This window comes from Bacteroides faecis MAJ27, assembly GCF_900106755.1.
GTDB lineage: Bacteria > Bacteroidota > Bacteroidia > Bacteroidales > Bacteroidaceae > Bacteroides > Bacteroides faecis.
Genome location: NZ_FNNN01000003.1, coordinates 145,862 through 164,747, shown reverse-complemented (window position 1 = coordinate 164,747; position 18,886 = coordinate 145,862). Strand labels below are relative to the sequence as shown.

The window sequence follows — 18,886 nt, the reverse complement described above, 5'->3', positions numbered from 1 at the left end:
CTTTTGGAATATATGGCGGGAAATTTGAAAAAGACGATGGTCCTTTTCAGATTTCCCGCCTTCTTTTATAGATGTCGTCTGACCGATTTTATTGCTTCAGTACTTCTTATCAGTTGCCTCGGTGCTTAGTAGCAGTCACCTCGGTGCTTAGTAGCAGTTGCCTCGGTGCTTAGTAGCAGTCACCTCGGTGCTTAATGGCAGTAGTCACGGGGCTCAGCATTGTTCGGCTCGGTGCCCGGCAGTCGTCAGTTCGGTGCTCAGTAATCCAATAATTTGGCTACATCTTCTATTGAAGAACCTTTTTTTGTATCTTTGTCCCCATGTTAGAGAAAAATGAAATCATACAGTCCGCTCTTCAGAATCTGAAGATTGAATCTTTGAACCCGATGCAGGAAGCTGCACTCGAACAGGGAACGGGTAAGAAAGATGTTATCCTGTTGTCACCGACAGGTTCGGGTAAGACATTGGCATATCTTTTGCCTCTGCTGCTTACACTCAAACCGAATAACGATAGTGTGCAGGTACTGATCCTGGTCCCTTCCCGTGAGCTGGCTTTACAGATAGATACCGTATTCCGGAGTATGGGAACTTCGTGGAAGACTTGTTGCTGCTACGGTGGTCATCCCATTGCCGAAGAAAAGAAAAGCATCGCCGGAAATCACCCTGCTATTATAATAGGTACTCCGGGACGTATTACCGATCATCTGGCCAAAGGAAACTTTGATCCCGAAACCATCGGAACCTTGATTATCGATGAATTTGACAAGTCACTGGAGTTCGGCTTCCATGATGAAATGGCGGAGATTATTGCCCAGCTTCCCGGTTTGAAAAAGCGTGTATTGCTTTCGGCTACTGATGCCGAAGAAATCCCCCGGTTCACAGGGCTGAACCGGACGGTCAAACTGGATTTCCTTCCGGAAACTTCTCACGAGCAAGAGACCCGGTTGAAACTGATGAAGGTGCTTTCTCCTTCCAAAGATAAGATTGATACGCTTTATAATCTGCTTTGTACATTAGGAAGCAGTTCCAGTATTGTGTTCTGTAACCATCGGGATGCAGTGGACCGGGTACATAAGTTGCTGGAAGATAAGAAACTGTCTGCCGAACGTTTTCATGGCGGTATGGAACAGCCGGACCGTGAACGGGCGTTATATAAATTCCGTAACGGTAGCTGCCATGTACTGATCTCTACCGACTTGGCTGCCCGCGGACTTGATATCCCGGAAATAGAGCATATCATCCACTATCATCTGCCGGTGAACGAGGAAGCATTTACACATCGTAACGGACGTACGGCACGCTGGGACGCAACGGGTACATCTTACCTTATTCTTCATGCTGAAGAGAAACTTCCGGAATATATTCCTCAAGACATGGAAACAATGGAGTTGCCCGAAAATCCTGCCCGTCCTCCCAAATCCGTTTGGACTACTATATATATAGGTAAGGGGAAAAAGGAGAAGTTGAGCCGGATGGATATTGCCGGGTTCCTCTATAAGAAAGGTAATCTGACCCGCGAAGATGTAGGGGCGATTGATGTGAAAGAGCATTATGCTTTTGTAGCCGTTCGCCGGGCTAAAGTAAAACAGCTTCTGAACCTCATTCAAGGTGAGAAAATCAAGGGGATGAAGACTATTATCGAAGAAGCCAAGTAGGAGATTTTTCTTTTATTTTTCACTGTGTTTCTTTATAAATATTCATTTAGCAAGCATTTTTCTTTCACTCTATAAGTGATTATTCCCGTCAGGTTATATTTTCACCTTTTATCCCTTACTTGACATGTATAGATAACAATATGGTGTATATATGTTGTATAAACCAATAAAAAGAAAGAGAAATCTGCTTTAAAACAGTATTTTTATAAGGAAAGATTTGTGCACCGGAAATAAATTCGTAAATTCGCAAGGTCAAAAGACATAAACTAACGAAATGTTAAACCAAAAACAAACTTCAAATGAAAAAGCATAATTTCAATGCAGGACCTTCCATTCTTCCGCGTGAGGTGATAGAGGATACAGCGAAGGCTATTTTAGATTTCAACGGCTCTGGTCTCTCTCTGATGGAAATCAGTCACCGCGCCAAAGACTTCCAACCTGTGGTTGACGAAGCAGAGGCATTATTCAAGGAATTACTCAATATCCCCGAAGGTTATTCGGTACTGTTCCTGGGCGGTGGTGCTAGTATGGAGTTCTGCATGGTACCTTTCAACTTCCTTGAAAAAAAGGCTGCTTATCTGAATACAGGTGTGTGGGCAAAGAAAGCAATGAAAGAAGCTAAGGGGTTTGGTGAAGTTGTAGAAGTTGCTTCTTCCGCTGAAGCTACATATACTTACATCCCGAAAGATTACACAATTCCTGCTGACGCAGATTATTTTCACATAACCACAAATAACACGATTTACGGTACAGAATTGAAAAAAGACCTTGACTCTCCGGTTCCAATGGTTGCCGATATGTCTTCTGATATTTTCTCACGTCCGATCGACGTTTCTAAATATATCTGTATTTATGGTGGTGCGCAGAAAAATCTGGCTCCTGCCGGTGTTACATTCGTTATCGTGAAGAATGATGCAGTAGGTAAAGTGTCCCGTTACATCCCGTCAATGCTGAACTATCAGACTCATATTGACAACGGTTCTATGTTCAACACTCCTCCGGTAGTGCCTATCTATGCTGCATTGCTGAACTTGCGCTGGATCAAAGCACAGGGTGGTGTGAAAGAAATGGAACGTCGTGCTATCGAAAAGGCTGATATGCTGTACGCTGAAATCGACCGTAACAAAATGTTTGTAGGTACTGCTGCCAAGGAAGACCGTTCACGCATGAACATCTGCTTCGTAATGGCTCCCGAATACAAAGACCTGGAAGCTGACTTCATGAAGTTCGCTACAGAAAAAGGTATGGTAGGTATCAAAGGACACCGTTCAGTGGGTGGTTTCCGTGCTTCTTGCTACAATGCTCTGCCGAAAGAAAGCGTACAGGCTTTGATCGACTGCATGCAGGAATTTGAAAAACTTCATTAATAATATAAACAGAGTCACCACAGATTGCACGGATTTACACTGAAATCTTATTGAATATAGTGTGTAGACCGGTGAAATCTGTGGTGAATCTTTTTTCAAAAGATACAGATTAATTATGAAAGTACTTGTAGCTACTGAAAAACCGTTTGCCAAAGTTGCTGTAGACGGTATCCGTAAAGAAATCGAAGCAGCCGGATATGAGCTTGCTTTGCTGGAGAAATATACCGATAAGGCACAGTTGCTGGACGCAGTGAAAGATGCTAACGCTATCATTATCCGTAGTGATATTATTGATGCAGAAGTGCTGGATGCTGCCAAAGAATTGAAGATTGTAGTTCGTGCAGGTGCAGGATACGATAATGTAGACCTGGCTGCTGCCACTGCTCACAATGTTTGTGTAATGAATACTCCGGGACAGAACTCGAATGCAGTTGCCGAACTGGCTTTAGGGATGATGGTATACGCCGTTCGTAACTTCTATAACGGTACTTCCGGTACAGAATTGATGGGTAAGAAACTGGGTATCCATGCGTACGGAAATGTGGGTCGTAACGTTGCCCGTATAGCTAAAGGCTTCGGAATGGAAGTATATGCTTACGATGCTTTCTGCCCGAAAGAAGTGATCGAGAAAGATGGTGTGAAAGCTCTTGATTCGGCAGAAGAACTGTACAAGACTTGTCAGGTAGTGTCTCTTCATATTCCGGCAACTGCTGAGACGAAGAACTCTATCAATTACGCTTTGCTGAAGGACATGCCGAAAGGTGCTATGCTAGTGAACACTGCCCGTAAGGAAGTGATCAACGAAGCCGAGCTGATCAAATTGATGGAAGAACGTGCTGACTTCAAGTATATGACAGATATCATGCCTGCTGCTAACGCTGAATTTGCAGAGAAGTTTGCCGGACGTTATTTCTCTACTCCGAAGAAGATGGGTGCACAGACTGCCGAAGCAAATATCAATGCCGGTATTGCTGCTGCTCAACAGATTGTCGGTTTCCTGAAAGACGGTTGCGAGAAGTTCAGAGTAAACAAGTAAGTTATATTCTGAATAAAAACACTCTGTTACAGAATGTCTTTTTTAGAAATAAGTAGTATATTTGAGCCACAGATTTTCATGAAGTCTGTGGCTTTTAATTTATATATATAAAATACTAATATCATGGCAATAATTAAACCTTTCAAGGGCGTTCGTCCGCCGCAAGACCTGGTTGAACAGGTTGCTTCACGTCCTTACGATGTGTTAAATTCAGAAGAAGCACGTGCAGAAGCAGAAGGAAACGAAAAGTCTCTTTATCATATCATTAAGCCCGAAATAGATTTTCCTGTTGGCACGGATGAGCACGATGAGTGTGTTTATAAGAAAGCTGCCGAGAACTTCCAATTGTTTCAGGATAAAGGCTGGTTAGTGCAGGATGCTAAGGAAAACTATTACATCTACGCCCAGACCATGAACGGGAAAACTCAGTACGGGCTGGTAGTAGGCGCTTATGTTCCTGATTACATGAACGGCATCATCAAGAAGCACGAACTTACCCGTCGTGATAAGGAAGAAGACCGTATGAAGCATGTCCGTGTGAACAATGCGAATATCGAACCGGTATTCTTTGCTTATCCCGATAATGCGAAACTGGATACAATCATTCGGAAATATACCGCCGAGAAGCCTGTTTATGACTTCATCGCTCCGGGTGACGGCTTCGGGCACACTTTCTGGATTGTTGACCAGGACGAAGATATTGCTTCGATAACTGCTGAATTTGCTAAAATGCCGGCTCTTTATATTGCCGACGGACATCACCGTTCCGCTGCCGCCGCTTTGGTGGGGGCTGAGAAAGCAAAGCAGAATGCGAATCATCGCGGTGATGAGGAGTATAACTACTTCATGGCTGTATGTTTTCCTGCCAATCAGCTGACTATCATCGATTATAACCGTGTAGTAAAAGACCTCAACGGACTGACTCCCGAACAGTTTCTTGCAGCATTGGACAAGAACTTTGTTGTAGAGGAAAAGGGAACTGAAATTTACAAACCGTCCGGTTTACACAATTTCTCGCTCTATCTGGGTGACAAGTGGTATAGTCTGACTGCAAAGGCAGGCACGTACAATGACAATGATCCTATCGGTGTACTTGATGTTACTATTTCTTCAAATCTGATTTTAGACGAGATTTTGGGAATAAAAGACCTCCGTTCCGATAAGCGTATCGACTTTGTTGGTGGTATCCGTGGTCTGGGAGAATTGAAGAAACGTGTCGACAGTGGAGAGATGAAAGTAGCTTTGGCACTTTATCCTGTATCCATGAAGCAACTGATGGACATTGCTGACACCGGTAATATTATGCCGCCCAAAACGACTTGGTTCGAACCGAAACTTCGTTCGGGACTAGTAATTCATAAATTGGATTAAAGTATATACTTTATAAAAATCGAGCGGTCAATCTCTCACAATCAACAAGATGTTTGTGAGAAGTTGACCGCTTGTTTGTGTTGAAATAACCGCTCGATTGCCTCTGAATGGCCGTTCGAATCTGCCTGAAAACCTGCCCGATTGAATCAAATGAGGCAGTCGTTTCGGTGAGATACTCTAATATTTTCGGGCAGCAGATGGAATTTCATCAAGAAAGCCGTATCTTTGCGGCATGACTGCTGAAGATACTTATAAAACTATCGTCGAACCTTCCGAAGGTATTTATACAGAAAAGCGAAGCAAGTTTATTGCCATCGCCTTGCCTGTGCGTACCCTTGATGAGATAAAAGCACATCTTGAAACGTATCAGAAGAAGTATTATGATGCCCGGCACGTATGCTATGCTTATATGTTGGGTGCGGCGCGAAAGGATTTCCGCGCCAATGATAATGGTGAACCTTCGGGAACGGCGGGAAAGCCCATCCTCGGGCAAATAAACTCTAATGAGCTGACTGACATTCTGATTATTGTAGTCCGTTATTTTGGAGGGATCAAGTTGGGTACGAGCGGACTGATTGTTGCCTATAAAGCAGCCGCTGCCGAAGCAATTTCCGCCGCTACCATTATAGAAAAAACGGTGGATGAGGAAGTGACTGTGATGTTTGAATACCCTTTTATGAACGACATTATGCGTATTGTAAAGGAGGAAGAACCGGAAATTCTCAGTCAGTCGTACGATATGGATTGTAGCATGACGTTGCGTATCCGTCGTTCCATGATGCCCAAACTGCGTGCACGATTGGAGAAAGTAGAGACTGCACGGATTCTTGAAGAAGAGTAATCCATTGCAGCTTGTCAGGCAGAATGAATGTAATAAAGAAAAGTAAGAATATATGGCATTTGAAGCAACAAAAAGAGAATGGTGTGAACTCTATACTTTCTTTCGTCTATTGGCGGAAGGAAAAGTAGCGTTGGGCACGGCTAAGGCGAAGAAGGGAGAGATCAGCTGGCCTGTCGCAATGATTCAACGGGAAGAACATGACGGAACACGCTGTTATTATATAGAAAAAGAGAGTGTCCGCATCAAAGGCGAAAATAGTGAGAAGTCCGTTCCCCGGGAAGATTTCGGGATTGTGGCAGAGTTAATCTTACAGGCCGTCAAATCTTCTTCGGAAGAGGAGGTCACTTCTCCCGATGGCGTGGAAGAGTTTCTGGATGAGGTCGCTATTTTCGATTTGGAAGCAAAGACGGAAGATCGTACCGATTTTTATATTGCTTTCTGGCATCCGGAGGCACCGTTGAGCGGGTTCAGCGTTCGTTCGCGGCTGGGGGCTATGAACCCGTTGTTGGACGGAGGCCGCACAGCCAACTTGAAACTGGAACAGAGCGGAGTCAAATTTGCGACTCCTACCGTAAATAAGATTAATGCGTTGCCGGAAGCTCCTAATGAAGTGGCAGAGCGAATGTTGCTGATTGAACGCTTGGGCGGGGTACTCAAATATTCGGACGTGGCAGATCGGGTATTCCGTAGCAATCTTTTGATGATTGATTTACATTTCCCCCGTGTGCTGACTGAAATGGTACGCATCATGCATTTGGATGATATTACCCGTATCAGCGAATTGACGGAAGTAATCAAACAGATGAACCCGTTGAAGATAAAAGATGAGCTGGTAAACAAACATGGTTTTTATGAGTTTAAAATAAAGCAGTTCTTGATGGCGTTAGCATTGGGCATGCGTCCGGCGAAGATATATACAGGACAGGATTCGGCTGTTGAAGGTATCTTGTTGATGGATGGGAGCGGAGAAGTACTTTGCTATCATAAGTCAGAAAGACCGGTGATGGAGGATTTTCTGTTTCTGAATACCCGTTTGGAGAAAGGTTCTCTGGATAAGGACAAATACGGTTTTCTGGAAAGAGAAAACGGAACGTATTACTTCAAACTGAATGCCAAGATCGGGCTCGTAAAACGATAATTGCAAGTGGTGAACGAGTTGTAAGTATAGTAAATATAGTATATGAAAACGAATGAAGTTTTAGAGAACATCAAAGCGCGTCGTAGTGTACGGGCTTATACTGACCGGCAGGTTTCGGAAGAAGACTTGCAGGCTATTCTGGAAGCTGCCACTTTTGCCCCCAGTGGGATGCACTTGGAGACGTGGCATTTTACTGCCATTCAGAATGCAGATAAACTGTCTGAATTGAATGAACGGATTAAAGGAGCTTTCGCTAAAAGTGACGAGCCGAAATTACAGGAACGCGGTCACAGCAAAACGTATTGCTGTTATTATCATGCCCCGACTTTAGTGATCGTATCCAATGAACCGACGCAATGGTGGGCCGGTATGGACTGTGCCTGTGCTATTGAGAATATGTTTTTGGCTGCCCATTCTCTGGGGATCGGTTCTTGCTGGATCAATCAGTTAGGAACAACTTGCGATGATCCCGAAGTCCGTGAATTGATAACTTCGCTGGGTGTACCGAAAGACCATAAAGTATATGGCTGTGTAGCTTTGGGATATGCCGATCCTAAAATCTCAATGAGGGAGAAGGCGGTCAAGGCTGGAACAGTGACTGTTGTCAGATAGGACCCAGCTATGTTTCCGGCAAACATGGAATGAAGGCAGTATGATAACCGGAAGATTCCGGCATCGTTTCTTATGTTCATTTAGCTCGGTGCTTATCGGAATACTTCGGTGCCTGCAAAGGTAAGCCCGGAGCTCAGCAAATGCGAGCCCCGGGCTTATTTTTTCCTGTGTACAGATTTCCTCTGGAAGTTTATTCTTATTCGAACCTTCCGTAGCGGGTCGGCAATAACTTCCGGTCTCCCAACGTATTGTCTACGCGGGCCACGTTCACCCAGAATTTATTATCACGTACGCTTTCTATCGGATACGCAGCTTTTTCGCGTGTATAAGAATGTTCCCAATTATCATTCACAATCTCATATTCGGGATGCGGGGCATTGATTAATACATTGTCATTCTTGTCTGCTTCTCCATCTTTCACTTCTTGGATTTCTTTCCAGATATTCAGCATGACATCCACGAAATTATCCAGCTCTGCTAAACTTTCGCTTTCGGTCGGCTCAATCATCAGCGTACCGTGAACAGGGAAGGAGAGAGTCGGTGCATGATAGCCATAATCCATCAGGCGTTTGGCAATATCATTCTCAGAGATTCCCGTTTCTTCATGTACTTTGCGGCATTCCAGAATCATTTCGTGTCCAACGAAACCGGTAGCTCCCCGATAAACAATACCGTAAGTATCTTTCAGACAGGCAGCCAGATAGTTGGCATTGAGAATGGCGATTTTAGTTGCCTGAGTCAGCCCTTCTGCTCCCATCATCCGGATATAACCGTACGTGATAGGCAAGATACCCGCACTACCGAACGGAGCTGCGGAAACTTGGTTTTGTGTATTGCCGAAGATCGAGTGTCCCGGTAAGAACGGCACCAGATGCTCTGCTACACAGATAGGACCTACACCCGGACCGCCACCACCATGCGGTGAAGCAAACGTCTTATGTAAGTTCAAGTGACAAACATCTGCACCGATGAATCCCGGATTGGTCAATCCTACTTGTGCATTCATGTTGGCCCCGTCCATATATACTTGTGCGCCGCAGGCATGGATAATCTCACAGATTTCTTTTATTTCCGTTTCGAAGATACCGTGTGTTGACGGATAGGTAATCATCAATGCTGCCAGTTCTTCTTTGTTTTCCAAGGCTTTGGCACGCAGGTCGTTCATATCCACATTTCCTTGCTCATCGCATGCGCAGGTGACGGTCTCAAATCCGGCTTGTATGGCAGATGCCGGATTTGTGCCGTGTGCCGAAGCCGGAATCAATATCTTATTGCGGTGTCCCTGACCGATACTTTCAAGATATGCACGAATAACGCGCAGGCCGGCATATTCTCCCGCAGCACCCGAATTTGGCTGCAGGCTGACACCTGCAAATCCGGTGATAACCTTCAGATCCTCACTCAGATTGCCGATCAGTTCACGATATCCTTCTGCCTGATCTTCCGGTACTAACGGGTGCATGCTCATAAATTCCGGACGACTCAAAGGCAGCATTTCAGCGGCTGCATTGAGCTTCATAGTGCACGATCCGAGAGAAATCATAGACTGTGCCAATGAAATATCCTTCCGGTCCAGACGTTTGATGTAACGCATCATTTCCGTTTCCGTATGGTATTTGGAGAATACTTCATGCGTGAGAAAAGAGGTGGTACGTTTCAGCGTTTTGTCGATGTTGCTCTTTTCCGGTACATCTTCTACCTTCTGGTAATCCTTGCCGGCAGCGATGGCGAAGATGGAAAGCAGCACATTCGTAGCTGCTACATCTGTTGTCTCGTCAATGCTGAAGCCTACATCTCCATTCTCATAATAGCGCAGGTTTACTTCCTTGCTCAATGCAATCGTGCGAATCTGTTGGGCTGAAACGTGTTCCGGCAGTTCGAAACGTAGTGTGTCGAAATACTGTGTATTGACTTGGGTATATCCGAATTTCTTTAATTGCTTGTCAAGGAAAACGGTGATGCTGTGGATGCGCGAAGCAATCGTTTTGATTCCTTCCTGTCCGTGATATACGGCGTAGAAGCCGGCCATTGTTGCGAGTAATGCCTGAGCCGTACAAATATTGGAAGTCGCTTTTTCCCGTTTGATGTGCTGTTCGCGTGTCTGCAGGGCCATTCGGTAGCAGAGTTTGCCATATTTATCTTTGGACCATCCGATGATTCGTCCCGGCATATTCCGCTTGTACTCGTCACGTGTGGCGAAGTAACCAGCCGAAGGACCACCGTAAAACATCGGTGTACCCAGGCGTTGTGTGGTACCGAATACAATATCCGCTCCCCATTCTCCCGGAGGAGTCAGCAGGGCAAGGCTCAGAATATCGGCGGCAACGGCAACTTTACAGTCCGCGTCATGTGCTTTCTTCGTAAAGTCGGCATAGTTTTCTACATTTCCGCTGGAATTAGGATATTGAAGAATGCAGGCGAAGATTTCCGGTGAGGGTTCAAATTCTTTGTATCTGCCTACGCGCAATTCAATTCCTTGTGGAATGGCACGTGTAGTCATTACTGCTAAAGTCTGCGGGAAAATGTTTTCGTCTACAAAGACTACATTGGCACCTGCTTTCTGCTGAGTGCGTGAACGAAGTGCGTACATCATGGTTACGGCTTCGGCAGCGGCAGTCGCTTCATCCAGCAGCGAACAGTTGGCAAGCGGCATAGCGGTGAGATCACAGACGGCGGTCTGGAAATTCATCAATGCTTCCAGTCTTCCCTGTGATACTTCCGTCTGATAAGGCGTGTAGGAAGTATACCACACGGGATTTTCGAATACATTCCGTTGGATAACGGCAGGAGTAATTGTATTATACCACCCCAATCCGATGTACGTAGTATACAGTTTGTTTTTACTTGCCAGTCCGGCAATGTGTTTCCCAAATTCGTATTCCGTCAACGGACTAGCCAGTGCCAGTGGTTCCTTCAGGCGGATGTTGGCAGGAATGGTTTTGTTGATCAGTTCATCCAGTGAGTCTACGCCTATTTTACGAAGCATCACGGCTGTGTCTTGTTCATTGATGCCGATGTGACGGCTAGCTAACAAATCTGTTTTCATAATTTTTGATTTATAAGTATCAGGTATTAAGTATTAGGTATTACCCATGCGGATATGAATATCATAAAGCTACGGTTATCATCAGCTACGGTTAATACCTAATACCTAATACTTAATACCTGAATTACTATCTGAAAAATGGGTTCTCTGCTTTTTCCATTCCGATGGTCGTAGGTGCACCGTGTCCGGGGTAGACGACTGTCTCGTTAGGAAGTACGAATAGACGGCTGCAAATGTGATCGATCAGTTCGTCGAAGTTGCCTCCTGACAGGTCGGCGCGACCGATACTGCCTTGAAACAATACGTCACCGGAGAACATGCAGTTGTCTTCTTTACAATAATACACGAGGCTGCCGGGTGAGTGTCCGGGAACATGGATTGCTTCCAGCTTGGTGTGTCCGAAGGTGATAATATCTCCGTCGTGCAGATATTTTCCCAATGGAACCGGCTTTTCCTGTAATTGGAAGCCGAACATGCGGCTTTGTTTCGGAGCTTCATCAATCCAGAACTCATCCGCTTTGTTGGCTTCTGCCGACAGACCGAATTCTTTCAGCATAAATGGATTGCCGAAGATGTGATCCAGATGTAAATGAGTATTCAGCAGATGCTTTACATTCAATTCATTGGTGAGGATGAACTTCTTTAGTGCTTGTTTTTCCTCTTCATAGAAGCAGCCCGGATCAATGACCACCGCTTCTTTTGTGTCATCCCATAAAACGTAGCAATTTACGGGAAACATATTAAATTCAAATCTCTTTATTTTCATGGTTTTGATAACTCCTGATTCCTATATTTGTGAATATACTACCTTTTTGGTTTCAAAGAACTCTTCCTCAAAGTCTTCGCTCAGGCTGTGAATGACTGTTTTATGCTTGAACGGCATTGTTTCGTGCTCCAGTTCGCCTCCTTTGAGACAGATCAGTCCGTTAGGCAGAGCATTCTGCTGCTTGGGAGAAATGTTCTTTTTGATAATCTTGATCAGATCCGCCAAAGGCATTACGGCACGACTTACCACAAAGTCGAACAGTTGTTTTTCCTCTTCTGCACGGGCATGGCGGAAGGTGACGTTTTTCAGTCCGATGGCATTTGCCACTTCTGTTGCCACGCGTACTTTCTTACCGATGCTGTCTACCAGATGAAACTTGGTGTCGGGGAAAAGAATTGCGAGCGGAATGCCGGGAAAGCCTCCTCCTGTACCCAGATCCATGATGCTGGTTCCGGGACGGAATTGAATCACTTTGGCGATGCCTAATGAATGGAGCACATGATGCTCGTATAAATTCTCGATGTCTTTGCGGGAGATGACGTTGATTTTCGCATTCCAGTCGATGTAGAGGTCGTATAGAGCAGCAAACTGTTGGCGCTGCTCTTCCGTCAGATCCGGAAAATATTTCAGTATGATTTCCACTTTAAGTATTTTGAATGGTGAATTTAGAATTATAAGTGAAATGAATATCCTCTTGCATCACACGGGGCAATAACAATAGGATATTCATTGGTGTTCAATCTTTTAATAACTGTTTAATTTTTCAAATCTCCGAGAATAGGGTTGCTGCCCAGCAGGTGTTCCATTATGGCGTATGGAATCGTGACTTTGACAGGACCCATCGAATACGGTGTGATATCGTATATATTATAGTAGAAGGTGATACCTTCCTTGCTCAGATAAAAGTTTTCTGTCGGTGTGATGTCTCCGGTCGAGGCATATCCCATGTCTTCCAGTGCCTCGTGTGTTGTCACTTTGTTGTCGGCCATCAGCTGGTTCCATATCAGGTCTGTCAGGGCTTCCTGATAGTCGCCTACAAAAATATCGTCGAGGCGAAGCGGACGCATCAGGGTAAGGTCCATATTTAGGAAAGTTGACATGTACATGCCATGTGCGCCTCCGGTATATTCGTTATAGTCAACGCGGTATACAAGCAGGTCTTTCTCATATAGTTGCACATGACTTTCGATACTCTTGTAGTAGGAATACCATGCGCCTACCACTGCATCGCTCTCTTTATTCTTTTCGTCTTCGGCATACATAGGCTCCTGGTCGTGGCGGTACTCGTCAATATAGCTCTGAGCGTATTGCTTCACTACTGCTTCCGGTTTTTCACCGATATATTTGTCTCCGAAGCATACGGAGATGAAGTATGCATTCAGACTATCTTTCAGCATATCATCCGATGACTTGACAGGATAGGCGAAGTTGACGATAATATTGCATGCCGGTTTGGCTGTATCATTAAAGAGGTGTGCCGTCTCGTTTACCTGTATACTATCGAATTGTAATGCTCCTGTATTTTTGTTCATCTTGTCATGACAAGAAAACAAAAAGCCGCTTACCGAAAGTATAACCGCAAGCAGGCTGACATATTGTTTTTTCATACCCGTTTTTTCTATAAATTCAACATTGATCATATCTATCACTATCGACAAATATAAATGAAATAACCGAATACTGCGAATAAAAAAGGAAAAATATTCAGCTAGTTTTTTGGGTAATGCATATAGGGGATGCCATTGTTAATGATTCTTTTTTTCTTGCTTTTGTCACATATGTTACAGTTTTAATCGATGCACTGCACTTATCTTTGCAGAAAAAATAGATTATGGAACAGTTACATGCACATGAAGTCCTTCACATGATGGAGGGAAATAGTTATACTGAAGCAACTCTGAGAGCTGCAATCGTGGAGAAGTTTGGCGAACATCAGCGTTTTTATGCTTGTTCGGCAGATAATATGGAAGTAGACGAACTGATAGAGTTTCTCAAAAGAAAAGGGAAATTCATGCCAGCCGGTGAAGAGTTTACGGTGGATATCAGTAAGGTTTGCAGCCATTGATTCTTGGCGGGTGCTGTGGATAGCCAAGCGGTATAGTAGTCAATAGGAATAATTAGACAAAGAAATGACGAGGGTGTGTCAAAACTCAATTTTTAAGAAGATGAACTTTTAATTTGAAATTAGAACATCCTAAAAGACTAAAGAAAGGGGCATATCATTACTCAAAACGAAGTTTGATATGCCCCTTTTAGATGTTATAGTTACAATCTGTAATTTTTCGGAGTAGTCATTTTAGTTTCGACATACCCTCGTTTTTTTCTTCAGGGTGTGAGGGGGGATGAAAAGGGTTTGTTAGTTGTAGGTTGCCCCTGTTGTTTTTCTTAGCTAGGGAAATTTTCATAGGTAGGGAAATCCCTATTTGCAAATAGGAAGAAGTCTTTGCAAAGAGAGTTTTCTCATGCTACATTTGTAGTATAAAACTACTAAACTATACTTAATATGAAAAAGAATCAGTACCTTATGTCTTTGTTGCTGGTGATACTGCTCAGCAGTTGCTTTACCAGCAGAATTAATTATGAAAAATTGAGTCGTATCCAACTCGGGATGTCTTCTGGAGGGGTGATAGCTATTTTGGGTAAGCCAACTTATCGAAGTTTTGATGAAAAGGAAGAGGTCTTAGAGTTTTGCTATGGATTAAATATCGCAAAGATTTGGTTTGTTGATGACAAAGTAACTAAGATGAAGAATTATTATGACTATGATTGTAATAAAATTCGGATCGTAGAGGATAAGAAAGAAGACGATAAATCCTCAAAGAAAGATAAAAAAGAAGATACAAGTTCCAGAATACGTGTAACGACGGATGGAAAGCATATAATACAGACCGGTTCCATCATAGTCACTCCGGATGGAAAACATGAAACAGTGGTAAGTGATCTGGGTGGAATCATTATAACAGGGTCCGGTGAACATATACATGTTCATTAGTACTTGCAGTTAATAGTTAATTCACCATACCTTTATCAATTCCGAATTTCTCATCCGTCTGGCATTCACCGGCAGGTTCTACATGTACCAAAATATCATAGACATTGTCTATAGAGCTTTTTATACTTTTTTCCACAGAATCGGCTATCTGATGTGCCTGTGTGATTGTTATTTGCGGGTTTACCTCTATGTCGAGAGTAATCATATAAAGATTCCCGATCATTCTTGACCTTACCCGGTGTGGATTACTCGCACCGGGTACTTGCTCCACCGCTTCGAATATCTTATTATATACATTGACATCTTTGACTCCATCCATCAATTCTACATTCGAATCGATGAAAATACTGATCGAAGATTTTATAATAAAGAGACTGATGATTAGTCCTGTGATAGAGTCGAGTATAGGCAGTTTGAATATGAACGTGAATATAAGTCCCAGCAACACACCGGAGGAGATGATCACGTCATTACGCATATTGATCGCATTGGCTGTCAGCATGGAACTGTCTATTTTCTTTCCCTGTTTGTATTGATATGAAGCCAGCAGGAGTTTGCCGATGATAGAAAATATAGTGACGTATATAGCAATGGCCGACGGAATTTCTTTACTCTCGTCAGTGAAGATGCTTCCAATGGATGATATCAACATTTGCACACCCGCGTAAAAAATCACAAGTGACAGAATCTTAGTTGCAATCCCTTCGGCCTTTTCATAACCGAATACATACTTCTTGGAAGGCGGCTGATTGATAATGCGTGCTGTGAAAATCATGACAATGGAGATGATTACGTCCGTTGCCGAATCGATACCGTCGCCCAGCACGGCAAGACTACCGGCAAATAAGCCTATGATGATTTTTGATGCGGAAAGTATGGCGTTCCCGATAGTACTTATCCAAGAAGTTCTGATTAATATCTGCTCCCTTTTTGCTTTCATGTGATTAAGCCTTTGACATACCGGTTAGTATGTAGCTGCCTTTCAAGTTGTTTTCTTTCATATAATTGACCACTTCTACCCGGCAGGCCGACATTAAAGCGTATCCCGTTAAGTTCCCGTTTATAGCTTTGATGAACGAATACTCTGTATCGTTGTGGATGAAAGATATACGATGATATTCCATAACATAATGTGTTTAATAAGGACTAATATGTGGTCAAATATACGGATAATATCAGTAGTATGGATGAAAAAGGAGAATTATTTAATTTGATCATATTGCTGGAATAGTACATTTTTATTTTTATCTTTGCCTCCCGAAATGAAAAGACTAGCCTACATAACAGCAGTGATTCTTTCTCTCCTGATTATCTATTCAGGGGCAGGAGTGTCTATTGTCCATTACTGCTGTTCCCGTTGTGAGGCAGTGCAAGGCTGTTGTGCCAATGGCTGTCCCAAGTGTAAGAAGTCTCATACGTGCGATTCAAAGAAAGACTGTAGAGAAAAGGGCTGTACAGCCACTATCTATAAGCTCGATTTGATGAAGCATGTTTCCGAACTGACAGTTTCTGTTCCGGTGGTAACGCTTTTCTGTGAACAATCTTGTCAGTTATTTGCTTTTGCTTCCATAGATCAAACGGCAGACTATTCCAGTCTTCCCTTTCCGCCACCTTCCTGTCCGAGGCAGAAGTTGGCGTTACATTCTGTTCTTCTGATTTAGCGTTATTTCATTTTTTTGTGTCCGATGGAACTTTGTTTTCAGCCATTGCAGGTTATGAAAGCAAAGGGAATGAATGCAATTTAGTTGCAAGAGAAATGAATTAATTTTGTATCTCAACAATAAGTTTAAGAAAGAATGAAATATATGATAATGGGCCTGTTCTCATTACTTGCGGTTACAACCTATGCGCAAGTACGGGGGACGGTCAAAGATAATACCGGAGAACCCATTCCGGGTGCTAATGTATTCTGGATGAATACGGGTCAGGGAGTAACAACGAAAGAAGATGGTAGTTTTTCTATCTCCAAACCTTCGAAAAGTCACATGCTGGTGGTCAGTTTTATCGGTTTTCAGAATGATACGATTCATGTCAGCAAGAAGAATCAGGAGCTGGATATCATCCTTCGGGATGGTGTAGAGCTGAATGAAGTGAATGTGGTCAGCCGCAGAATGGGAACGATGAAGTTGCGGAGCAGTGTGATGAATGAAGAGATGATAAGCAGTGCCGAATTGAGTAGAGCTGCCTGTTGCAATCTTGGAGAAAGCTTTGTGACCAACCCTTCGGTGGACGTGAGTTATTCGGATGCTGCAACGGGAGCCAAACAGATTAAACTGCTCGGATTGTCCGGAACTTATGTGCAGATGCTGACAGAGAATATCCCGAACTATCGTGGCGCGGCTTCCCCTTATGGACTGGGATATGTTCCCGGTCCGTGGATGCAGAGCATACAGGTTTCCAAAGGAATCTCTTCTGTGAAGAATGGCTACGAAGCTATCACAGGACAAATCAATGTCGAGTTTAAAAAGCCGCAGTTGCCGGAAGCCGACTGGGTATCCGCCAATCTTTTCGCAAGCAGTACCAGTCGGTATGAGGCGAATGCAGATGCCACCCTGAAGTTGTCCAAACGCTGGAGCACCTCTCTGCTGGCACATTATGAGAACGAGACCAAAGCACACGACGGCAATGATGACGGCTTCGTAGATATTCCCCGGGTAGAGCAATATAATGTCTGGAACCGATGGGCATATATGGGAGATCACTATGTTTTTCAAGCAGGTTTCAAGGCATTGTCCGAAAGCCGGAACAGCGGACAGGCACATCATGCAGGTATGCAGTCCGATGATCTCTATAAGGTAGGAATCGATACCGAGCGTTATGAGCTTTTTACTAAGAATGCTTATATATTCAATAAGGAGAAGAATACGAATCTGGCATTGATTCTTTCTGCCAGCTGGCACAATCAGGATGCGATGTACGGACGAAAACTCTACAATGTAGACCAGACGAATGCGTATGCTTCTTTGATGTTTGAAACGGAATTTAATAAGCAGAACAGTTTCTCGGCAGGATTGAGTTTCAACTATGACGCCTATGACCAGCATTATCGGCTGGAGAATAAAACGGAATTGCCGCTTATAAAGGCATTTGCCAAAGAAGCGGTTCCCGGAGTCTATGTGCAATATACGTTGAATCTGAATGACCAGTGGATGCTGATGGCAGGTCTGCGCGGCGATTATAGCAGTGAGCACGGCTTCTTTGTGACCCCGCGTGCGCATCTGAAATACAATCCGAATGAGTATGTACACTTCCGCCTGTCTGCCGGAAAAGGTTACCGTACGAATCATGTACTGGCAGAGAACAATTACCTGCTTTCCAGCAGCCGAAAGGTTGAAATAGCGAACGGGCTGGATATGGAAGAAGCATGGAACTATGGCGCCAGCGTATCTACATATATACCCATATTAGGCAAGACGCTGAATATCAATGCCGAGTACTATTACACCAACTTCCTGAAACAAGTAGTAGTAGATATGGACAGCAATCCTCACGAAGTCGCTTTTTACAATCTCGATGGACGTTCCTATTCGCATGTGTTCCAAGTAGAGGCAAGCTATCCTTTTTTCAAAGGATTTACTTTGACAGGGGCTTACCGTCTGACGGATGCTCAGACAACCTACAAAGGTCAGCGGATGGAGAAACCACTGACCAGTAAATACAAGGGATTGCTGACCGCTTCGTATCAGACACCACTCGGAATATGGCAGTTTGATGCTACGCTCCAACTCAATGGCGGAGGAAGAATGCCTGCTCCTTATGAATTGGCGGACGGTCAGTTGTCCTGGGAGCGCCGCTACGGTAGTTTCGAACAATTGAGCGCTCAAATAACCCGCTATTTCCGTCGTTGGTCCATCTACGTAGGAGGGGAGAACCTGACCAACTTCAAACAGAAGAACCCGATCATTGATGCTGCGAATCCGTGGGGAAGTAACTTTGACTCTACGATGATATGGGGACCTGTGCACGGAGCAAAGGCGTATATCGGAGTACGTTTCAATCTGGCAAGAAACAGTGACTAAAGTGATAAAAACAGAAATGAATGATGACCATTAAAAGAATAAG

Annotated in this window: 17 protein-coding genes; 11 read left to right on the top strand and 6 right to left on the bottom strand. The window is 43.9% G+C overall.

The features are described from left to right. Nucleotides 1–320 precede the first annotated feature (320 nt). The 7 genes from BLW31_RS03995 (at nt 321) to BLW31_RS03965 (ending at nt 8,020) form a co-directional block, all read left to right on the top strand. Nucleotides 321–1,655, top strand: coding sequence for a DEAD/DEAH box helicase (locus tag BLW31_RS03995; protein ID WP_010537835.1), 1,335 nt, complete (start codon nt 321–323; stop codon nt 1,653–1,655). Nucleotides 1,656–1,954: 299 nt separating this feature from the next. Further along, complete coding sequence (gene serC, locus BLW31_RS03990) at nt 1,955–3,022, top strand: 3-phosphoserine/phosphohydroxythreonine transaminase (RefSeq protein WP_010537836.1); 1,068 nt, start codon at nt 1,955–1,957, stop codon at nt 3,020–3,022. 115 nt (nt 3,023–3,137) lie between these two features. Beyond that, nucleotides 3,138–4,058, top strand: a complete 921-nt coding sequence (locus BLW31_RS03985) for an NAD(P)-dependent oxidoreductase (RefSeq protein ID WP_010537837.1) — start codon at nt 3,138–3,140, stop codon at nt 4,056–4,058. A 123-nt stretch (nt 4,059–4,181) separates the two neighbouring features. Continuing rightward, nucleotides 4,182–5,429 (top strand): DUF1015 domain-containing protein, encoded by a 1,248-nt coding sequence (locus BLW31_RS03980; RefSeq protein WP_010537838.1) that lies wholly within the window; start codon nt 4,182–4,184, stop codon nt 5,427–5,429. A 232-nt stretch (nt 5,430–5,661) separates the two neighbouring features. Further along, nucleotides 5,662–6,270, top strand: coding sequence for an IMPACT family protein (locus tag BLW31_RS03975; RefSeq protein WP_010537839.1), 609 nt, complete (start codon nt 5,662–5,664; stop codon nt 6,268–6,270). A 52-nt stretch (nt 6,271–6,322) separates the two neighbouring features. Then, entirely contained in the window at nt 6,323–7,408 is a 1,086-nt protein-coding gene (locus BLW31_RS03970) for an HpaII family restriction endonuclease (RefSeq protein WP_010537840.1), read from the top strand. 42 nt (nt 7,409–7,450) lie between these two features. After that, complete coding sequence (locus BLW31_RS03965) at nt 7,451–8,020, top strand: nitroreductase family protein (RefSeq protein ID WP_010537841.1); 570 nt, start codon at nt 7,451–7,453, stop codon at nt 8,018–8,020. 196 nt (nt 8,021–8,216) lie between these two features. Here the strand turns inward: BLW31_RS03965 and gcvP are convergent, their stop codons facing one another. From gcvP to BLW31_RS03945, 4 genes are all read right to left on the bottom strand, one after another. Beyond that, nucleotides 8,217–11,066, bottom strand: coding sequence for an aminomethyl-transferring glycine dehydrogenase (gene gcvP / locus BLW31_RS03960; RefSeq protein ID WP_010537842.1), 2,850 nt, complete (start codon nt 11,064–11,066; stop codon nt 8,217–8,219). 127 nt (nt 11,067–11,193) lie between these two features. Then, nucleotides 11,194–11,832: an MBL fold metallo-hydrolase gene (locus BLW31_RS03955; RefSeq protein WP_029425528.1), complete on the bottom strand. Its 639-nt coding sequence runs from the start codon at nt 11,830–11,832 to the stop codon at nt 11,194–11,196. A 21-nt stretch (nt 11,833–11,853) separates the two neighbouring features. After that, nucleotides 11,854–12,474: a 16S rRNA (guanine(527)-N(7))-methyltransferase RsmG gene (gene rsmG, locus BLW31_RS03950; RefSeq protein ID WP_010537844.1), complete on the bottom strand. Its 621-nt coding sequence runs from the start codon at nt 12,472–12,474 to the stop codon at nt 11,854–11,856. Nucleotides 12,475–12,587: 113 nt separating this feature from the next. Then, complete coding sequence (locus BLW31_RS03945; protein WP_022301608.1) at nt 12,588–13,439, bottom strand: DUF3298 and DUF4163 domain-containing protein; 852 nt, start codon at nt 13,437–13,439, stop codon at nt 12,588–12,590. 224 nt (nt 13,440–13,663) lie between these two features. On the opposite strand from BLW31_RS03945, the gene BLW31_RS03940 reads away from it, so the two are divergent. Continuing rightward, on the top strand, nt 13,664–13,897 hold the full coding sequence (locus tag BLW31_RS03940) for a YecH family metal-binding protein (RefSeq protein ID WP_010537846.1): 234 nt from the start codon (nt 13,664–13,666) through the stop codon (nt 13,895–13,897). Between the two features lie 438 nt (nt 13,898–14,335). Continuing rightward, nucleotides 14,336–14,824 carry a hypothetical protein gene (locus BLW31_RS03935; protein ID WP_022301607.1) on the top strand — a complete coding sequence of 163 codons (489 nt, stop codon included), beginning with the start codon at nt 14,336–14,338 and terminating at the stop codon, nt 14,822–14,824. Between the two features lie 16 nt (nt 14,825–14,840). Here BLW31_RS03935 and BLW31_RS03930 read toward each other — a convergent pair whose 3' ends face one another. Together BLW31_RS03930 and BLW31_RS03925 are read right to left on the bottom strand one after the other, a co-directional pair. Next, nucleotides 14,841–15,764, bottom strand: a complete 924-nt coding sequence (locus BLW31_RS03930) for a cation diffusion facilitator family transporter (RefSeq protein ID WP_010537849.1) — start codon at nt 15,762–15,764, stop codon at nt 14,841–14,843. Nucleotides 15,765–15,768: 4 nt separating this feature from the next. Then, complete coding sequence (locus tag BLW31_RS03925) at nt 15,769–15,948, bottom strand: hypothetical protein (RefSeq protein WP_022301606.1); 180 nt, start codon at nt 15,946–15,948, stop codon at nt 15,769–15,771. A gap of 138 nt (nt 15,949–16,086) precedes the next feature. On the opposite strand from BLW31_RS03925, the gene BLW31_RS03920 reads away from it, so the two are divergent. After that, complete coding sequence (locus BLW31_RS03920; RefSeq protein ID WP_029425530.1) at nt 16,087–16,485, top strand: hypothetical protein; 399 nt, start codon at nt 16,087–16,089, stop codon at nt 16,483–16,485. Nucleotides 16,486–16,620: 135 nt separating this feature from the next. After that, on the top strand, nt 16,621–18,843 hold the full coding sequence (locus tag BLW31_RS03915; RefSeq protein WP_022301605.1) for a TonB-dependent receptor: 2,223 nt from the start codon (nt 16,621–16,623) through the stop codon (nt 18,841–18,843). The last annotated feature ends 43 nt before the right edge of the window (nt 18,844–18,886 follow it).